Origin of the sequence: Streptomyces platensis (assembly GCF_008704855.1) — a bacterium.
GTDB classification, from domain to species: domain Bacteria; phylum Actinomycetota; class Actinomycetes; order Streptomycetales; family Streptomycetaceae; genus Streptomyces; species Streptomyces platensis.
In genome coordinates this window covers 7579331-7602299 of sequence record NZ_CP023691.1, presented here as the reverse complement: position 1 = coordinate 7602299, position 22969 = coordinate 7579331, and the positions used below count along the sequence as shown (strand labels likewise).

Sequence of the window (22969 nt, the reverse complement as noted above, 5' to 3'; positions counted from 1 at the left end):
ATGTCCACAGGATGGAGAGGCCTGTCACGAATCCGACGAGAAGAATGATGCCGAGAACGACCATGACAGCCCCGATCTCGCATAACTGTTCCTTTTTACTTTGATCCCGGACCGCGGCAACGGCAACTGGTGCCGTTCACGACCAGGCGAGACGCAGCACCGTGACGTGGGCGCAGTGGTCTGGGGAGCCACTCCAGTCCCACCTCACGCCGCCGGACCGCTTCATGCTGTGGCGAGGAGTGCCTCACGTAGCTTGTTGCAGATGCGGGTCAGCAGGCGGGAGACGTGCATCTGGGAGAGGCCGAGCTCCTCGCCGATCTCGGTCTGCGTCATTTCGGCGCCGAAGCGCAGTTGGAGGAGGGTGCGGTCGCGGTCGTTGAGCTTGGCCAGGTGGGGCTTGAGGGCCTGGATGTCCTCAGCGAGGCCGAGGGCGGGGTCCTCGGCGCCGATGAGGTCGGCGACGAAACCGGTCTGCTGCTTGCCGCCACCGCCGGCCTGGATGGGCCGGTCGATGGAGTCGCTGTCGTAGCCGTTGCAGGCCACCAGGCCCTCTTCCACCTCGCTCTCGGGCATGTCGAGGTGGTCGGCGAGCTCCGCGACGGACGGCTCGTGGCTGCCCTCCCCCTCCAGCTCCTCGCGGGCCCGGGCGAGGTCGATCCGGAGCTCCTGGAGGCGCCGCGGCACCCGCACCGACCACGTGGTGTCGCGGAAGAACCGCTTGATCTCGCCCTGGATGTACGGGACGGCCAGCGTGGTGAACTCCACCTCACGGGAGGGGTCATAGCGGTCGATCGCCTTGATCAGACCGATCGTGCCCACCTGAAGCATGTCCTCCAGGGACTCCTTGCGGCTGGAGAAGCGGCGGGCCACGTAACGCACCAGGGTCAGGTTCATCTCGATGAGGGTGTTGCGCACGTACTGGTACTCAGACGTGCCCTCTTCCAGAGCCTCAAGGCGCAGGAACAACAGCTTTGAGAGCCTACGTGCGTCGGCGGGAGCCACATGCCGCGGATCAGGGATCTGCGGCACCGCCGGGGCCGGCACGGCACACACCTTCGACGAGGTCGCCTGTGCCGTTCCCACCGTCACGGTGCTGTTGCGCATGTCCTTGCTCCTTCCGGTTGCTGGTCCGCCCTCGTCATAAGGCCCCTACCCGCCACCGCCACGGGCATGTTCCGGCGGGCACGACCGTCCGCTCCATTGCTCGGCCAAGTCGGCATCGGACAGGGAGGGTTGGGAAAAGCCGTGAGTGCGCAGAGGATGGCGGACCCGCGTGATGAGTACGCCCTGTCGGCGAGCACAGGATGCGGCGGGCGACGATCCTGATCACGGTGGAGGCGTGCGGGTGCAGTTCGACGTGGTCGATCTCGCCGCCCCTCACCACCCGGGCGTAGCGGAATCCGTACGAGGGTTTCCCCTTGGGGCGTCCGGCCGCACGCGTCTTGACGGTGGCGTTTCGATCGCGGCGCTGGGTGGCGTGTCTTCGAATGATCTCGGGTGATGGATCATGGCCGAGTGATACGTCGCCATGAACTTCCTGATGCCGAGTGGGGGTTCGTCCGGCCTCAAGCCCGGCGGCAAGGTCTACTCCGCCGTGCACTCAGGCGTTGCCGACGCGTCAACACCGGCTCTGTGTAGTTTAGTTGGTATACAGGAGCAATGTCACACTTATCCGCACTACACGGAGTGGCCCACCTCCGGCTGCTCGGTCCCGTCGAATACGTTTCGGCTGACGGAACGGCCGGACGGCCCGGAGCGCCGGGGCCACAGGCCGTACTGGCGGCGCTGGCGCTCCGCGCGGGGACCCTGGTGACGATCGATCAGCTGGTGGACGGTCTGTACGACGACGATCCGCCCGCCTCCGCCCGCCGAGTGATCGTGAACTACGTCCATCGGCTGCGGACATACCTCGACCGTGCGCACGCCGCGGGCAGGGAGGGTGGCGCCGAATCCGATCGAGACGGTGGGGCCACGGTCATCGGGACCATGGCGGACGGCTATGTCCTGCGACTGCCGGCCGAGCGTGTCGACGCTCTGCTGTTCGGCCGGCTCACGCTGCGGGCCCGGCGTGCGGCCGCGCAGGGCGATTCCGCGTATGCCGCATCCGTTCTGAAGGGGGCGCTCGGTATGTGGCAGGGCCCGGCGCTGGCTGGGCTCCCCGGGCCCTACGCGCAGGAACAGCGCCGGTCGCTGGCCGAACAGCGGGCCTCGGCGACAGAGCATCACCTGGAGCTGTCGCTGGCGTGCGGCCGGCATGAGGAGGTGGTGCCGGAGATCCTGTGCGCTCTGGAGGCCTATCCGTACCGGGAGCGGCTGCACGGTGCGCTGATGCTGGCCCTGTACCGGTCGGAGCGGAGCGCCGATGCGCTGCTGGCCTACGATCACGCCCGCCAGGTACTCGCGGACGAGATGGGCATCGATACCGGCCCCGTCCTCGACGAGCTGCACGCCGCGGTGCTGGCGGGTGACCGGACTCTGCTGGCGGTTCCTGATACGGCGAGGACCGCTGCCGTCCCGGCCGAGGTGCGGGTGCGGTCAGCCGTCCCCGCACTGCGGGCGCCCGCCCAGTTGCCGGCCGTACCGTGCGACTTCACCGGTCGGCACGAGGAGGTCTGCACCCTGGTCGCCGCGCTCAGCGGGCACACCTCGCACCCCGTCGCGGTCATCACAGGGATGGGCGGCGTAGGCAAGACCGCGCTGGCCCTGCGCACCGGGCATGCGGTCATGGGCTCCTTCCCCGACGGCCAGTTGTACGCCGAACTGCGCACACCGTGCGGCGCTCCTGGTGCCCCGGCCGACGTTCTGGCCGGTTTCCTGACCTCACTGGGCGTGCCGCACGAGCGCCTGCCTGCTTCGTTGAGTGACCGCGCGGCACTGTTCCGCACCCTGCTGTCGGACCGCGCCGTGCTGGTGGTGCTGGACAATGCCGCCGGCGTCGCCCAGGTCGAGCCGTTGCTGCCCGGCGCCGACCAGTGCGCGGTCCTGGTCACCGCCCGTGCGCTGGCGGCGCTGCCGGCCGCCGTCAAGGTGTCGCTGAAGGGCCTCGACCCCCACGATTCCGTGGAGCTGATCGGCAAGGTCGCCGGTATCCGGCGGATCGAGGAGGAGCCGGACGCCGTCGCTGCGCTCGCCGCCGCCAGCGGCCATCTGCCGTTGGCGCTGCGGGCGATCGGCGCTCGCCTCGCGCTCCGGCCGGCCTGGCCGGTCGCCACGCTGCTGTCCCGGATGTCCGACGAGGCCAGGCTGCTCGGGGAACTGCGGGTCGGTGAGCTGACGGTCGAGGCGGTGTTCGAACAGTCGTACGCGCAGCTCTCTCCGCAGCGGGCCCGGGCGTTTCTTGCCTTGTCCCTTCCGCACTGCGTCGAGTTCGGCGTGAAGGGCGCCGCGGCGGTTCTCGAGCTACCGGAGCGGGAGGTGGAGGACGTCCTGGAGGCCCTGGTCGACGCGGTACTCCTGGAGACCCGCGCACCGGGCCGCTACCGCTACCACGATCTGGTCGGAGCCTATGCGCGAGCGACGGCCCGAGTGGAGCTGACCGACGAGGAACTGCGCCAAGTCGTGCGCCGCGCGGCCGACTTCATGTGTGCCAGTGTCGCCGGAGCAGTCCTGGCGACCCAGCCGCTGGGCGGTCGGCTGACCGCTGAGCTGCGACCGCGGCGGTCGGCGGGCGAGGACGTGGGGACCGGCCAGGAGGCGGTGCAGTGGATGCGGAGAGCGCTGCCCACCGTGGCCGCCGTGGCGGAACAGGCGGCCGGCAGCGGAGACGCGGAGGCGGTGGCACTCGCCGTCGACGGGCTGATGCTGGCTCCCTGCTTCGAGGAGAGCGTGCCCCTCGGCATGCTGGCGCCGGCGGCCACCGCTCTGGTGCGGGCCGCGGTGGCGTACTGCGACGAGGACGTGGTGGGCACGGCTCATTACGCGGCCGGGGTGATCCTCAAGAAGCACTCCTCGCTGGACTGCCTCGACCGCTCACGGGCGCATCTGCTGAAGGCACTGGAGATCTTCGGTGAGTCTCCCGCACCCGCCGATGGCCTCCGGCCCTTCCTGGCGGTTCTCTTCACCCATGCGATGCTGGCCCACCTCGACGCCATGTGCGCCGACTTCAGCTCGGCCCGCGCCCACGCGGAGCGGTCGGTGGAGATGGCGATGGTCACCGGCGATCAGGGGCTGGTCACACGGCGGCGCACTCTCCTGCTCCAGATCCGGGCCCAGGATCCCGGCAGCAGGGGGGACCTGGCCCGGATCCGTGCGCAGTGCCGGGAGCTGGCCGACCTGCTGACCTCCGGCAATGACGTGAAGTGGCTGATCCGGGTGATGATGACGGAGGCGGACACCCTGTTGTACGGCGGGCGTCCCGCGGAGGCGGCCGCGCTCTACCGCCAGGTGTTGCCGCGCGCCCGGACCACCGGCCATGCCCGAAACGAGACCGAGTGCCTGTACCGGCTCGCCGAGGCACTCCTGCTGACCGGGGACGCCCAAGCCGCCGTCGACCATGCGCGGCAGGCCCTTCAAGGGGCTCAACTCACCCAGGAGCACCTGCTGATGGCGCGCAGCCACCAGGCACTCGGCAGGGCCCTTCAGGCAGTGCGGGCCGGGTACGTGGACGGGGAGGCGGCGGGTCACTTGGAGAAAGCCGCGGAACTGTACCGGGTTCTCGGGCTCCATACGGGTTCCGGGGCTGCCGTCGGTCAGTGACCACGGCCCGCCCGGACACCGCTGGGGTCCGGGCGGGGCGCGATCAGCTGCACTGTGGCGTCACTTCCTGTATTTGGCACACCAGTCGGCCAGCACCGGGCCGATCTGCGCGAGCTGCTCCGGGCGGGTCAGTTCGCCGTGCGCGCCACGTACGGGAGTGATGGCGAGCCGGCCCGTCACATGGGGCCGCCAGGCCTGGGGGCGCTGCATGCCCGGAACCCAGCCCTCGGTGGCCTCGAAGAACAGCACATCGCCCCGGAACGAGCGCGGAACGAATCCGCTCTGGAGGCGACTGTTGCGGGCGAACACCCGGACCATGGCCGCCAGGCCCTGTTCCCCGAGCAGGGCGAGCGGGCCGACCGTGGCATCCGCCTGGTGCCCGAGGGAGTCGAACAGGGCCTGCCGCAGTTCTTCCGCCTCCGGTGCGTCGCCCCGGTCCGTCCCCGATCCGCTCTTTTCCGTCCTTCCTGTGTCGTGGCCGTCGACGGTCGCGCGCGACGGGTAACTGTCCATCAGGACAAGCGAGTTGACCTTTTCTCCGGCCTCCTGGAGCCGTACCGCCATCTCGTGGGCCACCACCCCGCCGAAGGACCAGCCGAGGAGTGAGAAGGGGCCATCCGGCTGCACCGACCTGATCTGCGCGAGGTAGGCCTCCACCATCTCCGTCATGCTTTCCGGAGCCGCATCGGGCTCGGTGAGCCCGTGTGCCTGAAGGCCGTACACGGGCTGGTCGGGTGCAAGGTGGCGGAGCAGCCCGGAGTACACCCAGCTGGTTCCGGCCGCCGGGTGGACGCAGAAGAGCGGCTCGGGGGGTGTGGCGCCCCGTGTGCGGGATGGCGTGGCCGCCCGGCGTACGGAGCGCAGCGGGAGCAGGACCGCGAGGGAGTCGTCGGGCGTGTCCTGCGAGAGCCGCTCGGCGAGTCCGGCGACGGTGGGGGCATCGAACAGGGTCCTGATGCTCAGCTCGGCGCCGAGCACCGAACGCGCCCTGGCGATCAGCCGGGTGGCGAGCATCGAGTGGCCGCCCAGGGCGAAGAAGTCGTCGTCGATGCCCACCTCGGGCACCCCGAGGACCTCGGTGAACAGCCCGCACAACAGCTCCTCGCGCACCGTTCGCGGGCCTCGGCGGTGCTCCACCGTCCCGTCACCCGGTGCCGGCAGCATCCGCCGGTCGAGCTTTCCGCGCGAGGTCAGCGGCAGGGTGTCCAGGAACACGAACGACGACGGCACCATGTGGCGGGGCAGTGACGCCGTGGCGAGGCGGCGCAGCTCGCGGGCATCCGCCCGGCCCTGCTCCGTCGGAACCACATAGGCGACCAGCTTGCGCTCCCCCGGCCTGTCCTCCCGGACGATCACGGTCACCTGGCGGACCGCGTCGTGTCCGGCGAGCACCGACTCCACCTCGCCGGGTTCGATCCGGAAGCCGCGGACCTTCACCTGATCGTCGGTGCGACCCATATATTCCAGGACACCGTCGGCGCTCCAGCGCGCCAGGTCCCCGGTCCGGTACATGCGCTCCCCCGGCTCTCCGAACGGGCAGGCCACGAACCGCTGTGCCGTCAGCCCCGGCCGGCCCAGGTATCCGCGGGCCGTCCCCGCTCCGGCCAGATACAGTTCGCCGACCACCCCGGCGGGCAGCGGACGCAGGCCCGCGTCGAGGACGTACATACGGTTGTTGCTGATCGGCCGGCCGATCAGCGGGCGCTCGTGTTCCGCTGCCGCGCCGTGTGACACGTACACGGTGCACTCCGTCGGGCCGTAGGTGTTGAAGCCCTCGGTCCCGGAAATGGCGCGGAGTTCGCTCCACAGCGCCTGGTCGACGGCCTCGCCGCCGAGCTCGACGATGCGCGGTTGCGAGGGCTGCCCTGCGGACAGCATGCCCGCCGTCATCAGCTGCCGGCAGTACGTCGGCGAGATCTCCATGTAGTCGATGCCCGCGGCGCCGATGTACTCGACCATCGCCTCCGGGTCGCGGCGGACCTCGTCGTGCACGAGGTGCAGTTCATGGCCGCCCAGCAGCCACAGGACCGGTTCCCAGGAGGAGTCGAAGGTCAGCGGTCCGGTCACCAGGGCACGGAACCGGTGGTCCCCGGCGGCCGCCACCTGAGGCGCGAACACCGCGAAGTGGGCGTGGAACAGGTTGCTGAGATTGCGGTGCTCCACGGCCACCCCCTTCGGCCGGCCCGTCGAGCCCGAGGTGTAGATGACGTAGGCGAGATGGTCCGGGCGCAGCGGTACGGGCCGGTCCGCAGGGTGCGGATCGACCGGCGCGTACCGGCTGAGGGACTGACGCACGGCAGGGTCGTCGAGGACCAGCACCTGGAGCGAGGGATCGGCCCCCGGACGGAGCCGGGCCAGGTTCTCCCTGTCGGTCAGCAGGAAGGACGGCGCGGCGTCCGCCAGCATCAGGGCGGTCCGGTCCTCGGGGTCCTCCGGGTCCATGGGCACGTAGCAGCAGCCCGCCTTGAGCGCGGCCAGCAGCGCGACGATGTGCTCGCCGGCCCGTGGGAGCAAGGTGGCCACTCGCTGTTCCGGCCGGATGCCCTGGCTGATCAGCAGCCAGGCCAGCCGGTTCGCGTGGGCGTTCAGCTCACGGAAGGTCAGCGTGCCGTCGGCGTCGACCACCGCGGTGGCATCCGGGCTGTTCCGTACGTGCTCCTCGAAGATCTCGTGCACCAGCCGGTCGTCCGGCAGCGGAAGGGCGGTGTCGTTCCACCCGGAGAGGATGCGGACGCGCTCCTGCGGGGAGAGCAGTTCCATCGCTCCGATGGGAGTGTCCGGGGCGGCGCCGGCGGTGGTGAGGAGGCTCAGCAGGCGCTGGGTCAGGGCCTCGGCGGTGGCACGTTCGAACAGGTCGGCCGAGTAGTGCAACAGGCCGTCGACGCCGCCGGGGCTGCCGTCGGCGCCGTGCCGTTCGGTGAAGGTGAAATCGAGGTCGAATTTGGTGGGGGCCGTGTCGAGGGGTTGGGGTGTGAGGGTGGTGCCGGGGAGATCGAGGGTGCCTTCGGCGTTGTTCTGGAGGACGAGCATGGTCTGGAAGAGCGGATGACGGGCAGTGCTCCGGTCCGGGTTCAGCCTCTCCACCAGCTGCTCGAAGGGCAGATCCTGGTGGGCGAACGCCGCCAGATCCCCTTCCCGTGTCCGGGCGAGCAACTCGCCGAACGACGGATTCCCCGAGGTGTCCGTCCGCAACACCAGCGTATTGACGAAGAACCCGACGATATCGTCCAACGCCTGATCGGTCCGTCCCGCCGTCGCGGTACCCAACGGGATGTCCGTACCGGCCCCCAACCTCGTCAGCAGCGCCGCCAACCCCGCCTGAAGCACCATGAACAACGTCGCACCCTGCTCACGCGCCAACGACTCAAGACGCCCATGCAAGTCGGCAGACAGCCGGAAATGAACGAGACCACCGGAATGCGTGGGCCGGGACGGACGCGGCCGGTCGGTGGGCAGCGCCAGCTCCTGCGGAAGACCCTCCAGCGCCCCCACCCAGAAGTCCGCCTGCTGCCCACCCACCTCCGCCAGAAGCTCACGCTGCCACAACGTGTAATCCGCATACTGGACCGCCAGCGCCTCCCACACAGGAACACTGCCGGTGAGACGGGCGCGATAAGCCGTGGACAGATCGCGCAGCAGCGGAGCTTCCGACCAACCGTCACTGGCGATGTGATGCAACGTCAGCAGAAGCAGATGCTCTTCGGGGCCGACGGTGAACAACGTGACCCGCAGGGGCAGTTCCCCGGCGAGGTCGAAGGGTGTGAAAGCCGCGGCGTGGAAGCGGGCGGAGATCTCGTCGGCGGGGCACGGCACCACGGTGACCTCGACGGCGGCCTCGTCGGGGGCGAGCACCTGCTGGTGCGGCTCGCCCTCGTGGGCGGGGAAGACCGTGCGCAGTGCCTCATGGCGCCCGACGACATCGTTCACGGCGTACTGGAGTGCGTCCACATCCACCGGGCCCCGCACCCGGAAGGCGAACGGCGCGTTATAGGTCGGACTCTGCTCCAGACGATCCAGGAACCACAGCCGCTGCTGCGCGAACGACAACGGCACCACCGCAGGCCGCGCCCGCGCCGTCACCGCCGGCCGGGCCACGGCACCGTCGGCCAGCAGATCCGCCAGCCCCGCGGCCGTCGGGGAGCCGAAGAACTCCCTGACACCCAGCTCCACGCCCAGCACCGAACGGATCCGGCTCAGCAGTCGAGTGGCCAGCAGCGAGTGGCCGCCCAGGGCGAAGAAATTGTCCGCCACCCCGACCGTCGGCACACCCAACACCTGGGCGAACAGCTGACACAACACCTCCTCCCGCGCAGACCGCGGACCACGCTCGCCCCTCCCGGCACGGCCGGGGCCGTCCCCGGATGCCGGACCGGCACCTGCGGCACCGCCAGGGCCGGACGCCTGACGGGCGGGGAGCCGATGCTCGTCCGTCCGGTCCAGGAATGCCCGCTCCTCTGCCCGCGACGCGAAGATTGCCAGCGAACCGATGGCGGTGTCCGGTGCGTCCGCGGCGGCGTCGAGAGCGCGGACGAGGAGGCCGGCCATGGTGTCCGCGGTGGTGCGGTCGAACAGATCGGTGGCGAACTGGAGGATGCCGGACATGCCCAGGGGGCGTTCGTCGGCGTCCCGCTCCTCCGTGAAGCTCCAGCCGAGGTCGAATTTGGAGGGTGCGGTGTCCAGGGGTTGGGGTGTGAGGGTGGTACCGGGGAGATCGAGGGTGCCTTCGGCGTTGTTCTGAAGGACAAGCATGGTCTGAAAGAGCGGATGACGGGCAGTGCTCCGGTCCGGGTTCAGCCTCTCCACCAGCTGCTCGAAGGGCAGATCCTGGTGGGCGAACGCCGCCAGATCCCCCTCCCGTGTCCGGGCGAGCAACTCACCGAACGACGGATCGCCCGAGGTGTCCGTCCGCAACACCAGCGTATTGACGAAGAACCCGACGATATCGTCCAACGCCTGATCGGTCCGTCCCGCCGTCGCGGTACCCAACGCGATGTCCGTACCGGCCCCCAACCTCGTCAGCAACGCCGCCAACCCCGCCTGAAGCACCATGAACAACGTCGCACCCTGCTCACGCGCCAACGACTCAAGACGCCCATGCAAGTCGGCAGGCAGCCGGAAATGAACGAGACCACCGGAATGGGTGGGCCGCGACGGACGCGGCCGGTCGGTGGGCAGCGCCAGCTCCTGCGGAAGACCCTCCAGTGCCCCCACCCAGAAGTCCGCCTGCTGCCCACCCACCTCCGCCAGAAGCTCACGCTGCCACAACGTGTAATCCGCATACTGGACCGCCAGCGCCTCCCACACAGGAACACTGCCGGTGAGGCGGGCGCGATAAGCCGTGGACAGATCGCGCAGCAGCGGAGCTTCCGACCAGCCGTCGCTGGCGATGTGATGCAACGTCAGCAGAAGCAGGTGCTCATCGGGAGCGGCGGTGAACAGCGAGACACGCAAGGGAAGTTCGACCGCCAGGTCGAAGGGGGCGAACGCCGCGTCATGAAAGAGGGAGCTCAGCTCCTCGGCGGCACACGGCACCACCGCCACCTTCACCGTCGCGTGCTCGGGTGCCAGGATGTCCTGGAAGGGCTCGTCGTCGCGGACCGGGAAGACCGTGCGCAGCGCCTCATGACGCCCGACCACATCGTTCACGGCGTACTGGAGGGCGTCCACATCCACCGGGCCCCGCACCCGGAAGGCGAACGGCGCGTTATAGGTCGGACTCTGCTCCAGACGATCCAGGAACCACAGCCGCTGCTGCGCGAACGACAACGGCACCACCGCGGGCCGCGCCCGCGCCGTCACCGCCGGCCGGGCCGCGGCACCGTCGGCCAGCAGATCCGCCAGCCCCGCCACGGTCGGCGAACCGAACAGTTCGCGGACGCCCAGCTCCACGCCCAGCACCGAACGGATCCGGCTCAGGAGCTGGGCTGCCCTCAGCGAATGCCCGCCCAGGGCGAAGAAGTTGTCCGCCACCCCGACCGTCGGCACACCCAGCACCTGGGCGAACAGCCGGCACAACACCTCCTCCCGCACTGATCGCGGACCACGCCCCCTGCCGGCACGGCCGGGGCCGTCCCCGGACGGGGCTGTGGCATCGGCCTGCTCCGCGACCGCGGGACTCTGCGCTTGCGTCATGGTGCTCCTCCCTTGGAGACGGAGATGGGTCAGTTGCCGGTGGCGGGCTGCGGCGACAGGTCGCGCCAGTGCTCCTCGATGTGGTCGAGGCAGGCCTGATATCCGTCGGCGCCCCGGGTCACCGTCCAGCCCTGCGGAGGTGCCAGGTGCGACGGCCAGAGGGAGTGCTGGTTGTGCTGGTTGACCAGGACGAGATAGGTGCCGTCGACGTCTTCGAAGGGGTGCGTATGCGTCACGGGGGGTGTCCTTTCAGGTGGCTGGGAGCGGTGTGGGGCGGAGCGTTCCCGTTCGGCGGGCTCAGACCGCGGCGTGGGATGCCGGTGTGGTGAGCGGTGCGATGTGGGCCGGCAGCTGCCGCCAGATCTCCGGGGTGTAGAAGTGCCCGCCGGGCAGCACATCGTGGCGGTACGCACCGCGGGCGACCCGGCGCCACTGGTTTCCGGCGTCCGGCTCGATGACATCGTCGTCCGTCGCGGAGAGCATCTGGACGGGGACGCCCACCGTGGTCCCCGGCCGGCAGCGAAAGGTGTCACGGACCCGGATGTCCGCACGCATGAGCTCCACGGCCATCTCCTGGAGTCCCGGGTCCGCCAGGACGTGTTCGGGCATCAGGCCGTTGGTGCGCATCCAGTCCAGCAGCTCGGCGTCGGTGTCCTGGCGCGCGGGGAACATGTCCCGTGGAGTCAGACCGCGGTCCGGCGCGTTGCACGAGGAGACGACCAGTGCCTCCGGGGCCGGGCCGGCCGCGGCCTCGATCCGGGCCGCGACGTCGAAGGCCATCCATCCGCCCATGCTGTGCCCGAACAGGACGTATGGCCCGTCGGCTGCGGAGAGCACAGCGGTGGTGGCGTCCGCGGCGAGTTCCTCCCAGTCGGCCGCGTACGGCTCCAGGAAGCGCCCCTCCCGGCCGGGGTAGCAGATGGCGGAGAGGGCCACCTCGGCGGGCAGGCTGTCGCTCCAGGAGTGATACGGCCCGGTGCCGCCGCCGCAGAAGCCCAGGCAGAGGAGCGTGCGCACGGTGTGACGGTCCGGTGGTTTGATCGGGATGACGGTGGTGTCCTGAGGTCCGGGCATCGTGGCCCTCTCCCTGTCTGTGTGGGGGTCTTTTGTCTCTTCGGCGTCTCTGCTGCGTCTCTGCGGTGACGGATCGCGGTATCCGCGCGGGCGGCGCAGTGACGGTGATGCAGAAGGTGCGCGGTGATCGCGGGAGGCGGATGTCGGCCCGTCAGCGGTCGGCGCGCAGGCTCTCGACGTGCCGCGCCAGGTCCCTGAGCCGTGGATGCTGGTAGACCTCACGGGCCGACATCACGACCCCCAGCTGCTTCTTCAGCCGGGCCACGACACGCAGGGCGATCAGCGAATGGCCGCCCATGGCGAAGAAGTCGTCATCGGCCCTGATGTGCTCACGGCCGAGTACTTCGGACCATACGGCCGCTATCAGCGTCTCGGCCTCGCTCTCCGGAGCGTTGTCCAGGTCCGCCGTGGCCGGTTCGGGCGCGGGCAGGGCGGTGAGGTCGACCTTGCCGTTCACGGTCAGCGGCATCGCGTCGAGTGGGAGGTATGCGGTCGGGCGCATGAACTGCGGCAGAGCGGCGGCCAGATGGGCGCGCAGCGTGTCGGGAGTGGGGGTGCCGGTGGCAGACGCGTCGCCCGCGGCACCTGTCGCCGCCACGTAGTACGCGGCGAGCTGTTCGCCGACGGCGGTGCCGCTGTGCAGGGTGACCACGGCGGCCGCCACACCCGGATGGGTGGTCAGCGCGGCCTCGATATCGCCCAACTCCACACGGTGACCGCGGAGTTTGACCTGACGGTCGCTGCGTCCCCGGTATTCCAGGGAGTTGTCGGGGCGCCGGCGCACCAGGTCTCCGGTGCGGTACATCCGCGTGCCGTCGGCGGCGAACGGGTCGGCGACGAACCGCGTGGCGGTGAGCGCGGGCCGGTTCACATAGCCGACGGCCAGCTGCCGACCGGCGAGGTAGAGCTCGCCCTCCTCGCCGAACGGCACCGGCCGCAGCGCGGCGTCGAGGACGTGGCAGCGGACTCCCGGCAGGGGACGTCCGATGTGCGGAGCGAAGTCCTCGATCCAGGCAGCGGTGGCGTCCACCGTGCACTCGGTGGGGCCGTAGAGGTTGACCGCTTCGAGGCGCCGGGCGTCGTGTGCGGCCGCCAGCTCCCGCCAGGTGCCCTCCGGTACCGCCTCGCCGCCCATGAACAGCCGGAGCCGTCGCCCCTCGGCGGCGCGTACGAGCAGGTCGTCGCGGAGCAGCGGCCAGTGCGAGGGGGTCAGGTCGAGGTCGTGCACCCCGTGCTCGTCCAGGACTGCCCCCAGCAGGGCCGGATCGGTGCGCTCCGCCTCCCCCAGGACGACCACGGTGTCGCCCCGGCACACCCGTGCCCATTGCTGGACCGAGGCGTCGAAGGAAACGCTGGCGTTCCATGCGACGACCCGGTGCCCAGGGTCGTAGAAGCCCGCCTCCTCCAGCCCGGTGACCAGTGCCGCCACCGCGCCCCGGGTGGTTTCGACGCCCTTCGGTACGCCCGTCGAGCCGGAGGTGTAGATGACGTACGCCGGGGTCCGAGCGGAGACCGGTACGGGCGGAGCCGGAGTGTGCTCCGGGGCCGGGGCCTCCGGAGGGGGTGCGACCGGAAGGGTGCGGACACCTTCCGGCCACACCGGGCCGTCGCTTCCCCCGGTCAGCACCACGTCGATGCCCGCGTCACGCACCATCGCATGCAGGCGTTCCTGCGGATAGGCGGGGTCGAGCGGTACGTAGGCGGCGCCGGTCCGCCAGACGGCGAGCAGCGCGACGACGAGGTCGGTGCCCCGGGGCAGGCTGATCCCGATCCGCCGGCCGGGTGCGGCGCCGTGGCCGGCCAGCACTCCCGCCAAATGGGCGGTGTGCCGGTCGAGTTCGGCGAAGGTGAGCGCACCACGGTGGCTGACCGCGATGCGGTCCGGGGTCGCCGAGACGGCCTGCTGGAAACGGGTCAGCAGATCGACGGCGTGGTCCGGTGCGCTGTGAGGGCGATTGTCGAGGAGGTCGGTCATGCTGCCCGCTCCTCTCCCGGGGCGGGCGGCACGGTGGGCCGGCAGTCCGCGAGGGCGATGGGTTCGCCCATCGCGACGACGATGCGGCGGTCGCCGCGGAAGGGGTCGCGGCCATGGGTGGCCAGCACGTTGTCGACGAGCAGCACATCGCCCGGCTGCCAGGCCTCGCGCACCGTCGCACCCTCGTATGCGGCGTTGATGGCGTCGAGTTCGTCGCGCGTCAGCGGCACGCCGTCGCCGAGGCCGGTCTCGAAGGGCAGGCCGTCCGGCCCGAATTCGTCCAGCAGCGCCTCCCGGATCTCCTCGTCCAGCGACCAGGAGTTCCAGAAAGCCATGTGGTTGAACCAGACCTCCTCCCCCGTCTGCGGATGCCGGATGATCCCGGGCCGCAGTTGCCGGGTACGCAGTACGCCCGAGGCGTCCCATTCACAGGAGATGAGGTTGTCCGCGCAGTACTTCTCGGTCTGCTCCCGGGTGTCGGCGGCGAATGCGGTGCGCCAGTCCAGAGAGATGTGCTCGGAGTAGTTGCGGGTCAGCAACCAGCCGGCCGAGCGCATCCGCTGCACGAGCGCGGAAGGTATCCGGCGGAGCACTTCGCGGCAGTCGGCGACCGGTGTCGCGCCGCCCTCCTCCGGTGCCGTCAGGCAGGAGAAGAGCAGCAGACCGGGGTAGGTCAGTGTGTAGCTGTTCTCGTTGTGCATACGGATCGGCTGGTTGGGCGGGAGGTCGGTGGAGGAGTAGACGTCGTTCCCGTAGCTGCTGCGGGGGGTGGCCTTCTCACGGTAGGGAGTGCGGCGGGGCACCAGGACATCGCGTACCTTCGCGAAGTCCTCGACGTCGCGGACCGGGAGGCCCCGCAGGTACACCGCACCGTGCCGGTGCAGGGCGGTGCGCAGCTCCGCGTGGACCGATCCGAGCCACTCAACTGCTTCGGCGGCGTCGGTGAAGCGGGGGACGTGTGCCATCGCCGGCTTACCGGGTTCGAGGGTCCAGGCGGGGGGTCCCGCGGTGGCGGACCGGGAAGAGCTCATGGTTGTGCGCTGCCTCTCATGTCGTTGCTGACGGATGTCCTCGGACGCTGCTCGGGGGAGGTCACCCCCATCCGGTGTCGTTCCGGATCTCGGACGGGTGGCGCATGTTCTGCGCGGGGCCGGGGAGCGGGGACATGGAATTCCTTTCACGTCATGGGGAAGGTGCGGACGGTTCCGCGGGAGGAATCGGCGCGGTACGTCGAATCGGCACCGCACTCGGCTCGGCCCGTCCCGCGTACCGCGCGCAGGACGTTCTGCCGAAATGCGCTGCAGAATTGCTCCGGCCGCGGGTGCCAGTCGCTCTTTCCGGCCGTGCCGACGCGTTTCACGTTGTCATCGGGAAAGACGTGCACCAAGAGCATTCGGGGATGGTGTTCATGCCTGTCGCATAAAGGAGAGGGGACAAAAGGGGCACCCGTGGTTGCGGGGCCGGAGCGCCCGACGCCCGTCAGTACGGCGCGGAGGGGTCCGGGCGGGCGCGGACGGGCGCGGACAAGGGGCCCGGCCGTCATCCGCTCAGCTCGGGTCGGCCTCGCGCGCGGGCAGGTCGCGACGGGCGCGGATCGGGGACCACCACAGGATCAACGCCGCCAGCGGCATGGCTGCGGTCAGCAGCCACATCGTCGGCCGCACCCCCCACAGCGTGCCGAGGCCACCCGCGAGGAGCGCGCCCAGCGGCAGAGTTCCGTAGTTGACGAACGCCGAGCAGGCAGTCACCCTGCCGAGCACACCGGAGGGGCAATACCCTTGGATGAAGCCTGCCTTGATGATGTTTCCCGCCACCACGCCGAGCGCGGCAGCGCCGTAGCCGACGACGAAGAACGCCAGTCCGGCGCCGTCTCGGGTGAGCGCCATCAGCGGGGCGAGTGCGGGCACGCCCAGCTCGAACAGCAGCAGGGCCCGAGCGGTACCGAGCCGGGCCGCGCCCCGGCGCACCAGCAACGCGCCCAGGACTCCCCCTGCGCCGCCGAGGCCCACCAGCGCCCCCACCGCGCCGGAGGACAGGCCGATGTCCCGCGCCAGGAAGACGACGAGCAGGGCCTGGCAGCCTCCCAGGGCGAGATTCGAGGCGCCTCCGAAGAGCGTGAGGCTGCGCAGGTACGGATCACGGGCGACCAGCCGCACCCCCTCCCGTAAGTCCCCGAGCAGCGGCGGGCGGCGCCCCGACCGGGAGCCCGCTGCCGGCGGCTCGCGGTGGCGGATGCGGCCTATGCACAGGAAGGAGACGAGGAAGGTCGCCGCGTTGGTCAGCATGCCGTCGACCGCACCGGCGGCCTGTGCAATCAGACCTCCGGATCCCACACCGGCGATCTGCGCCGCGGCGGCGCTTCCGTGCAGCTTCGCGTTGCCCTCGGCCTGGTCCGGGGAGCTGAGCAGGGTGGGGAGGTAGGCGGTGTACGCGGTCTGGAAGAAGACGGCCGCCGAGCCCACCAGCAGGGCGACCAGCAGCAGCTGACCGATGCCGAGTACACCGCACCATGCGGCAACCGGCACGCTCAGGAACAGGGCGCACGAGACGGCGTCGCAGACCAGCATGACCGTGCGGCGGCGCAGCCGGTCCACCCAGACTCCGGCGGGCAGCCCGATGACGAGCCAGGGCAGCCACGTCGCGACGTTGAGCAGGCTCACCGCGAAGGTTCCGGCATGCAGCACGGAGACGGCGGCCAGCGGCAGCAGTACACCCGTGACGGACACGCCGAACTTGCCCGCGGTCTCCCCGAACCACAGCTGCCGGAAATCCCGGTGGCGGCGTAACAGTCCGCCGCCCGCAGTGCGTGCCGCCAGGTGCCCGGTCTTCACCGGCACGGGGAGGCGCCCGTCTGCTCCATGTTGACTGGCTGTTGATCAAGCATGTCTAGCGTGCCTTCCGATCGGGGGATATCTCTGATGGGGCTGAGGGATGATGAATACGTCAGAACCACCGGGACGAATTGAGCTCAGCGAGGAAGCATCGCTCGTATTCGGCTACGCCGCACAGCGCGCCGTATGCAGCATCGAGGAACTCACCGTCGTGGGACTGGACAGCGCGGACGTGGAACGAGCGGTGAAAGAGCTCGTGGAAATGCGATTACTCTGCCGCGCCGAAGGAGAGGCCGGCCGCTTGACCGTGGTGCCGCCCCGGACCGCCGCAGACCGGTTGCTGCGTCCCTTGGAGCGCCATGTGCGGGAGCGCTACGAGGAGATCGAGCGCCTCCGGGAGACGTTCGCCTCGCTGCTCCCTGCCTACGAGTCGGGGCGGGCGCGTCGTTCGGACGCCGAGCCGATCGAGCTGCTCACCGACCTGAGGACCGTCCAGGAGACCATCGACGAGTTGACGATCGGCGCCCGGCAGGAGGTGCTCACCGCCCAGCCGGGTGGTGCCCGTTCCGCCCGCGCACTCCAGGAGGCGGATGAGCGGGACCGGCAGATGCTCACGCGCGGCGTCCGGATGCGCACCCTTTACCAGCATCCCGCCCGCTACGACCAGCCGACGGTCGACCACGTCCGGCGCGTGATGCACCTCGGAGCGCAGGTGCGGACGCGGACCGACGGCCTGTGCCGGCTGCTGGTCTTCGACCACCGCGTGGCCCTGCTGGGGCTGCGGGACGACCCGGAGGCGGCCCTGCTGGTGCGCGAGCCGCATATCGTCCACTACATACGGGTGTTCTTCGACTGCCTGTGGCGCGATGCCTCGCTCTTCCCGGTCAGCTTCGACTCGGCCGCGGCCGTCCGGATCTCCGGCGAGATCCAGGAGTCGATCGTCGCCATGCTGTCGGAGGGGTTGGAGGACAAGTCGATCGCGCGGCGCCTGGGGATGTCCGTGCGCAGCTGTCAGCGCCACGCCTCGGAAATCATGAAGGCGGTCGGTGCGAAGAGCCGGTTCCAGGCCGGGTATGTGCTGGGGCGGCTGCACGCCGCCGCGCGGGACCAGGAGTGAGCCGGAAGCCGCCCGCACGTCACCGGGGCCGGCCCAGGGCTCGTACGGGGAGGCCCGGATCCACCCCGGCCAGTTCGCGTACCAGCCCGCCGAGGCCCTCGGCGTGCCGGGCTGCCTCCTCCGCCGTGTAGTTGGCGGGGTTCGCTTCCACGCACACGCTGGTGCCGGCGTGCTCGGAGTGCACGTCGAAGTACAGGCCGAGGTCCGGGATGGGCCCGGTGACCAGGGTGCGCACCACGCCGGTGGCCGGTCCGAAGCGCAGATCGCGGTCGAAGTTGACGATATTGACCACCGGTCCGACGCTGTGCTGCTCCGGGCCCGCGGCGAGCGTGCGCCGGAACTCCTCGTAGCGGTACCGGTGGTGGCGCAGCGCCTGCCCGATCTGGCGGTCCGTCCGCCGGAAGGTGTCGGTCACCGACCGCTCCGGCTCCACGAGCACCCGGAACGGCAGGAGGTTCGCCATCGGGGCGACGACATTGCGCAGCAGGCGGGTGGGCCGGCTCGTCGCGGAGCAGCCGAAGGTCACCTCGTCGGCGCCGGTGACCTGCCACAGATAGAGGGCGGCGGCGGTGATCAGGAAGCGCGCGGTGGACACCTCCAGCCGCTCGCTCTGGGCTCGGACGGCGTCGACCACCTGCCGTGGCAGATGGTGGCTGTACTGCAAGGTGACAGGTGCGGGCGGAGCGTCCGCCCGGAGCCGGCCGGTGGCCGGCCAGTCGAGCGCGACCTTCTCCCAGAACTCCCGGTCGGCCGCATACATCCGGCCGGCCCGGTAGGCGCGGTCGTGCTCGACGGCGGCCGTGACCGGCGCGAAGGGGTTGGGTTCGCAAGGGGAACCGGTGTGCATCGAGTGGTAGAGGGCCGCGGTCCTGCGGGCAACGGCGGCAGTTCCATGGCCGTCCGTGATGATGTGGTGGAAACGGCGATACCAGAAGTGGCGGTCCCCCGACACCTTGATCAGCGCACCGGCCAGCAGAGAACCGCAGGTCAGGTCGACCGGGCGGGCCATCTCGGCACGCATCCAGGCCACCGCCTCCGCGTCGGGGTCGGGCCGTTCACTCATGTCGAGGACCTCGAACGACCATTCCGCGGGCCCCAGTTCCTGGTAGGGCGTACCGTCGGTGGCGACGAGGAACCGTGCGCCGAGCGATCCTGCTTCGTCCACGGCGGTGCGGGCGGCCGCTTCGAGGAGCTTCGCATCGACGGCGCCGGTGATCTCGTAGTAGTCACCCACGTTGTAGACCGGGCTGCTCGGTTCGAGCACCTGCGATATCCAGATCTCCAGTTGCCCCGCGGTCAAAGGGGATTGCACGTTTCCGCTCCAGAGGTCTAGGGAACCGTTGTCCGCCCAGCCTGGCAGCCGCACCGGGCATCGCACAGGCCATGCCAGGGGTGGTGTCTGCGCCAGTCGTGGACCCGAGGGGGCGCGGCGCCTCCCCCGCTCCACGCTGAGGAACGTGGGCGCATACCCGGTTGGTGAAACATCGAGGAACATCGAGGACGCGAAACACGCTCGGCGCTGGTGGGAAGCGCAAGGGCTGACGCAGAACGGCGACGGGGCCAACTACCGCAGCGGGAGCCCTTGCGTTCTTGGTCAGCCGAGGAAGCTCAACCGAACCTGGCGGTTCGGGTTGTCGACGTTGGTGTCCGCGAAGCTCCGTTAAGGCAACCCGCACGATACTCGGTGACACCTGTCTCAGCTGACCAACGCGTCAGAGTCAGCTGGGCACCTTTAGGTACGCCCCCGACGTTGCGGAGCCTCGGCGGCTGCTCCGGCCCGTACCCGTAACCCCGACGCGCACCCCGCGCTATGGCGACCTGGCGCAACCTCGCGGTCGGCGCCCTGCGACTGAACGGCGCGAAGAACATCGTTTCCGGCCGTCGCCGCAATGCGCGTGACGCCCGCCGCCCCCTCACGCTCCTCGGCCTCATCTGAGCACGAAGCGGACCTCACTCGACTACACCGAAGCCCTGAGAGCTGTCGCAGAATAACTTCAGGCTTGATCTCGGTCAGGCGGGCTGTCTCGCGAGGTCATCGAATGGAACGGCGCTTCAGCGTTCGTGAGTATTTTCCGACGGCTCCCTGGGCCGCTCAGGGGTCGACCGGGGCCGGCGCATGCGTTCTCGGCGTCCTCTCAGGCCGAGACCGAGAGGTAACGCCGCCTCAGATGGTCGGGGTGTCGTCAACAATCGGCCGGTGAATCTCAACGACCGGCTTCCACCCCGCGGAGAACTCGATGAAGTCCGCACGGGTGGGGTAGGTGTCGATCGCGCGACGGTCACGCTTGGGGCTGTCGCTCCCCTTGCGCCCCCGGGGAATCTGCTCCTCGAAGATGTCGACCTTCACGTCGGGAACCTCCTTGAGGCCCTGGCGCCAGATCTGCACGACGTCGGCGCCGAAGGCCTGCCGGGCCGCAGCATAAAGGGCCGTGAGAGCCCCCTTGTCCCCACTAGGGACGAAGAGCGCCAGGTCCAGCACGACACCGGCGGACTGGAGGACCTCGATGGTCGCGGAGCCGTTCTCGTCGGCCAAGTAGATTCCGGCTTCATTCTCGTCGTCGGGAAGCCAGGAGACCTCTTCCTGGAATACGGTTCTCGCCGTGATGGAGCCGCCCTCGAAATCCTCACCGGACTTGGTCAGAAAAGCAGGGACATAGCAGTCGGGAAGCTTGAGTTCTGCCGTGTCAGCGGAAATGAAGAGCCTGTCTTTCACGCCGAGCTTCGTCACCTCTTCCAGCGAGAGGCGGCGAGCGGCGATCTTCTCCGTGTTCACGATTTCCCTTTCAGGTTGCATTTGTCCCTCCGAACAAGAACGCTATCACGAAACCCTGAGGTCAACTGCCCAGCAATCCTTGGGTAGATGGCCTCCGATGACCTGCACGGGAGGATGCCGAAGCGAGTGCCACTCGGCCGGGAACACGCATCCGCCAGGTAGTGTCCCTCGTCATGCTGTCGGAGATCAACTGGCGATTGCATTGCGGTGCGTTGGGTAGCGCGGAGGAACTAAAAGAGAGTTTACGGCAGATATCACCCATATCCCCTTCGGGGAGGTGGCGACGCGGTAAGGCGATCCATTCGTCGTGCATCTCGAAGAGCGCAGCGGAAGCCAACCGGATGGTCCGACAACGCAACAAGGAAACCCCCACCGGCAACATCCGGATGAAGCGCGAACCGGAAGTCGCGTACTACCGCGCCCTCTTCGGTCAGGACTCCGGCGTAGTCGGCTTGCATCCGGAAGTGCCCAGGAGCGATCTTCCGCCTCTGCTGGAACGCCTCGCCCAGGCCCCGGACCCGCGGGATCCGCGGGGAATACGGCACCCTCTCGTGACGCTCCTGGCACTGACGTCCTGCGCGGTCCTCGCCGGAGCGCGATCCCTGCTCGCGGTGAGTGAATGAGTCGCCGACGCACCGCCGGCCCTGCTCGAACATCTCGGCACGGCCGTCGCCCCGCCGGTTCCGAAACGGTCCTGGCCCGCGGAATCCACGATCCGGCGACTGCTCGCCAGAATCGACGCGGACGCCCTGGACCTGGCGGTCGGAGCCTGGCTCGCGGACCGGCAGACCAGGGGACAAGAGCTGCGAGGGCTCGCGGTCGACGGGAAGCCGCTGCGGGGTGCGGCCCGCCCAGTTGCGCGCTTCCTCCGAGTACCGCCACAGGCCTACATCTGGGAAGGCGTGACATCGTCGACGCCGGCCCCGCCGAACGAACCGGCGCGACGGGCCCCCGGCCCCACAGCCCAGGTGCAACAACTCACGCCGTTGATCGGTAACCGTACGCTCGATTCCGCATCTTTTCCGTGGAGTTGGCCATGCATAACAATCCCGCCGTCACGGCCTGATCGGCCCATACACCTTGCGATTCGCACCGCACTCAACAGGCGTCGAGTGCGCCTTCGGGGCGCGGGGTCCATGGGCGGCGCCGTCAGGTTTTCCGCCCCCTTGCCTCGAAACGGGGGGCGGCCGCGTACGGACGGCAGCGTATTTACTGATGGGTAACTTATCCGTACAGTGCTGCACCGGCGGGCAGTTGGCCCGCCGTCTGTCTGTAGCGCAGACAGCCACCACACGCCACACGGGCTGCCGCCACGCGTAGCCCGTGCAACCGGAAAGGACCGTCCTCATGGCCTCCCCACGCCGGCTTCGCGCCGTACTGCTGCCGCTGACTCTGGTCGTCTCCGCAGCCACCCTCGGCACCGGAGCCGCAATGGCCGTACCGGAGGACAAGCCCTCCGAGGCCGCGCCCGGCGCCACCGATCAGCGTCCCACCTGGGCCATCGCCCACCGGGTGCTGACCACGGGCGGTGTGACCAGGGCGCTCGAGAACGGGGCCAACGCGCTGGAGATGGACGCGACGGCCTGGCGCAAGGGCTGGTGGGCCGACCACGACGGCACTCTCACCAGCTACGGCGACCCCATGTCGGCCATGTTCGACCAGGTGGCGAAGGAGCATGAGCAAGGGCGTCAGGCCTCCTTCGTCTGGCTGGACATGAAGAACCCCGACTGGTGCGACAGCAACGACCCCAAGTGGCGCCACTGCTCCGTGGCCGGACTGCGGGACATGGCGCGCAAGAAGCTGGAGAGCAAGGGCATTCGGGTGCTCTACGGCTTCTACGGCAAGGAGGGCGGCAGCGGCTGGAAGACCGCCCTCGCTGACCTGAACTCCAAGGAAGCGGTCAGCTTCAGCGGCGACTACGCGCAGGTCCGGGACGGCTTCGCCGAGCACGGGCCGAACGTCCCCGGCAACCAGCGCGTGATGGACAAGGGCGAGTTCAACATGGCCTTGAAGTTCGACAACATCCGGAAGGAGCTGGAGGCCGGCAGGAAGGCCCGGGACACCGGAGAGCTCGGCCTGACCGTCGGCTGGACGGTGGGCAAGGGGGACGGGGATCGTGCCGCCACCCTGCTGGACTCCTCCGGCGGGAGTGCCGCCGTGGACAGCCTGATCTACGGCAACCGGATGTCGTGCTACCCGGACGGCGTCAGCGGCCCCAAGGGTTGCGGCACAGACGACAGCGCGGTGCGGGAGTCGCTCTCGTACATCACGGACTACGTGAAGGCCCACCCGGACACGCGCCGGATGGCCACCCCTCGGGACATCCCCTTCGGCAGCTGACACCCCGAGCTACCCCGCCCAGCCCCGCTTCC

The 22969-nt window shown here is 69.6% G+C and carries 14 protein-coding genes; 5 read left to right on the top strand and 9 right to left on the bottom strand.

Features of this window, described 5'->3' with window-relative positions:
* Positions 1-222: 222 nt before the first annotated feature.
* Positions 223-1104 (bottom strand): SigB/SigF/SigG family RNA polymerase sigma factor, encoded by an 882-nt coding sequence (locus CP981_RS33530; RefSeq protein WP_150522383.1) that lies wholly within the window; start codon positions 1102-1104, stop codon positions 223-225.
* A 555-nt stretch (positions 1105-1659) separates the two neighbouring features.
* Here CP981_RS33530 and CP981_RS33520 point away from each other — a divergent pair.
* The gene (locus CP981_RS33520; RefSeq protein ID WP_085928471.1) at positions 1660-4695 is read left to right on the top strand and encodes an AfsR/SARP family transcriptional regulator; all 3036 of its coding nucleotides are present in this window, start codon (positions 1660-1662) and stop codon (positions 4693-4695) included.
* 60 nt (positions 4696-4755) lie between these two features.
* On the opposite strand, the gene CP981_RS33515 is transcribed toward CP981_RS33520, so the two are convergent.
* The 6 genes from CP981_RS33515 to CP981_RS33490 all read right to left on the bottom strand — a co-directional run bounded on the left by CP981_RS33515 (position 4756) and on the right by CP981_RS33490 (position 16713).
* Positions 4756-10827, bottom strand: a complete 6072-nt coding sequence (locus CP981_RS33515; RefSeq protein ID WP_085928470.1) for a non-ribosomal peptide synthetase — start codon at positions 10825-10827, stop codon at positions 4756-4758.
* Between the two features lie 29 nt (positions 10828-10856).
* Positions 10857-11063 (bottom strand): MbtH family protein, encoded by a 207-nt coding sequence (locus CP981_RS38970; RefSeq protein ID WP_244329906.1) that lies wholly within the window; start codon positions 11061-11063, stop codon positions 10857-10859.
* A 61-nt stretch (positions 11064-11124) separates the two neighbouring features.
* Positions 11125-11901, bottom strand: a complete 777-nt coding sequence (locus CP981_RS33505; protein WP_085928468.1) for a thioesterase II family protein — start codon at positions 11899-11901, stop codon at positions 11125-11127.
* 151 nt (positions 11902-12052) lie between these two features.
* The gene (locus CP981_RS33500; protein ID WP_085928467.1) at positions 12053-13876 is read right to left on the bottom strand and encodes a non-ribosomal peptide synthetase; all 1824 of its coding nucleotides are present in this window, start codon (positions 13874-13876) and stop codon (positions 12053-12055) included.
* A complete protein-coding gene (locus CP981_RS33495; protein ID WP_085928466.1) occupies positions 13873-14907 on the bottom strand; it encodes a TauD/TfdA family dioxygenase in 1035 nt (344 codons plus the stop codon). Before CP981_RS33495 ends, CP981_RS33500 begins: the two co-directional genes overlap by 4 nt.
* Positions 14908-15423: 516 nt before the next feature.
* Positions 15424-16713, bottom strand: coding sequence for an MFS transporter (locus CP981_RS33490; RefSeq protein WP_244329905.1), 1290 nt, complete (start codon positions 16711-16713; stop codon positions 15424-15426).
* Positions 16714-16807: 94 nt separating this feature from the next.
* Between CP981_RS33490 and CP981_RS33485 the strand changes: the two genes are divergently transcribed.
* Positions 16808-17824: a helix-turn-helix domain-containing protein gene (locus tag CP981_RS33485; protein WP_085928464.1), complete on the top strand. Its 1017-nt coding sequence runs from the start codon at positions 16808-16810 to the stop codon at positions 17822-17824.
* 19 nt (positions 17825-17843) lie between these two features.
* On the opposite strand, the gene CP981_RS33480 is transcribed toward CP981_RS33485, so the two are convergent.
* Complete coding sequence (locus CP981_RS33480) at positions 17844-19136, bottom strand: condensation domain-containing protein (protein ID WP_244329904.1); 1293 nt, start codon at positions 19134-19136, stop codon at positions 17844-17846.
* Between the two features lie 498 nt (positions 19137-19634).
* Here CP981_RS33480 and CP981_RS39300 point away from each other — a divergent pair, with 498 nt between their 5' ends.
* On the top strand, positions 19635-19760 hold the full coding sequence (locus CP981_RS39300; RefSeq protein ID WP_280117053.1) for a hypothetical protein: 126 nt from the start codon (positions 19635-19637) through the stop codon (positions 19758-19760).
* Between the two features lie 228 nt (positions 19761-19988).
* On the opposite strand, the gene CP981_RS33475 is transcribed toward CP981_RS39300, so the two are convergent.
* Positions 19989-20597, bottom strand: coding sequence for a hypothetical protein (locus CP981_RS33475; RefSeq protein ID WP_030077669.1), 609 nt, complete (start codon positions 20595-20597; stop codon positions 19989-19991).
* Positions 20598-20770: 173 nt separating this feature from the next.
* Between CP981_RS33475 and CP981_RS38965 the strand changes: the two genes are divergently transcribed.
* Entirely contained in the window at positions 20771-21220 is a 450-nt protein-coding gene (locus CP981_RS38965) for a transposase family protein (RefSeq protein ID WP_244329903.1), read from the top strand.
* Between the two features lie 724 nt (positions 21221-21944).
* Positions 21945-22937 (top strand): PI-PLC domain-containing protein, encoded by a 993-nt coding sequence (locus CP981_RS33460; protein ID WP_085928462.1) that lies wholly within the window; start codon positions 21945-21947, stop codon positions 22935-22937.
* Positions 22938-22969 lie beyond the last annotated feature (32 nt).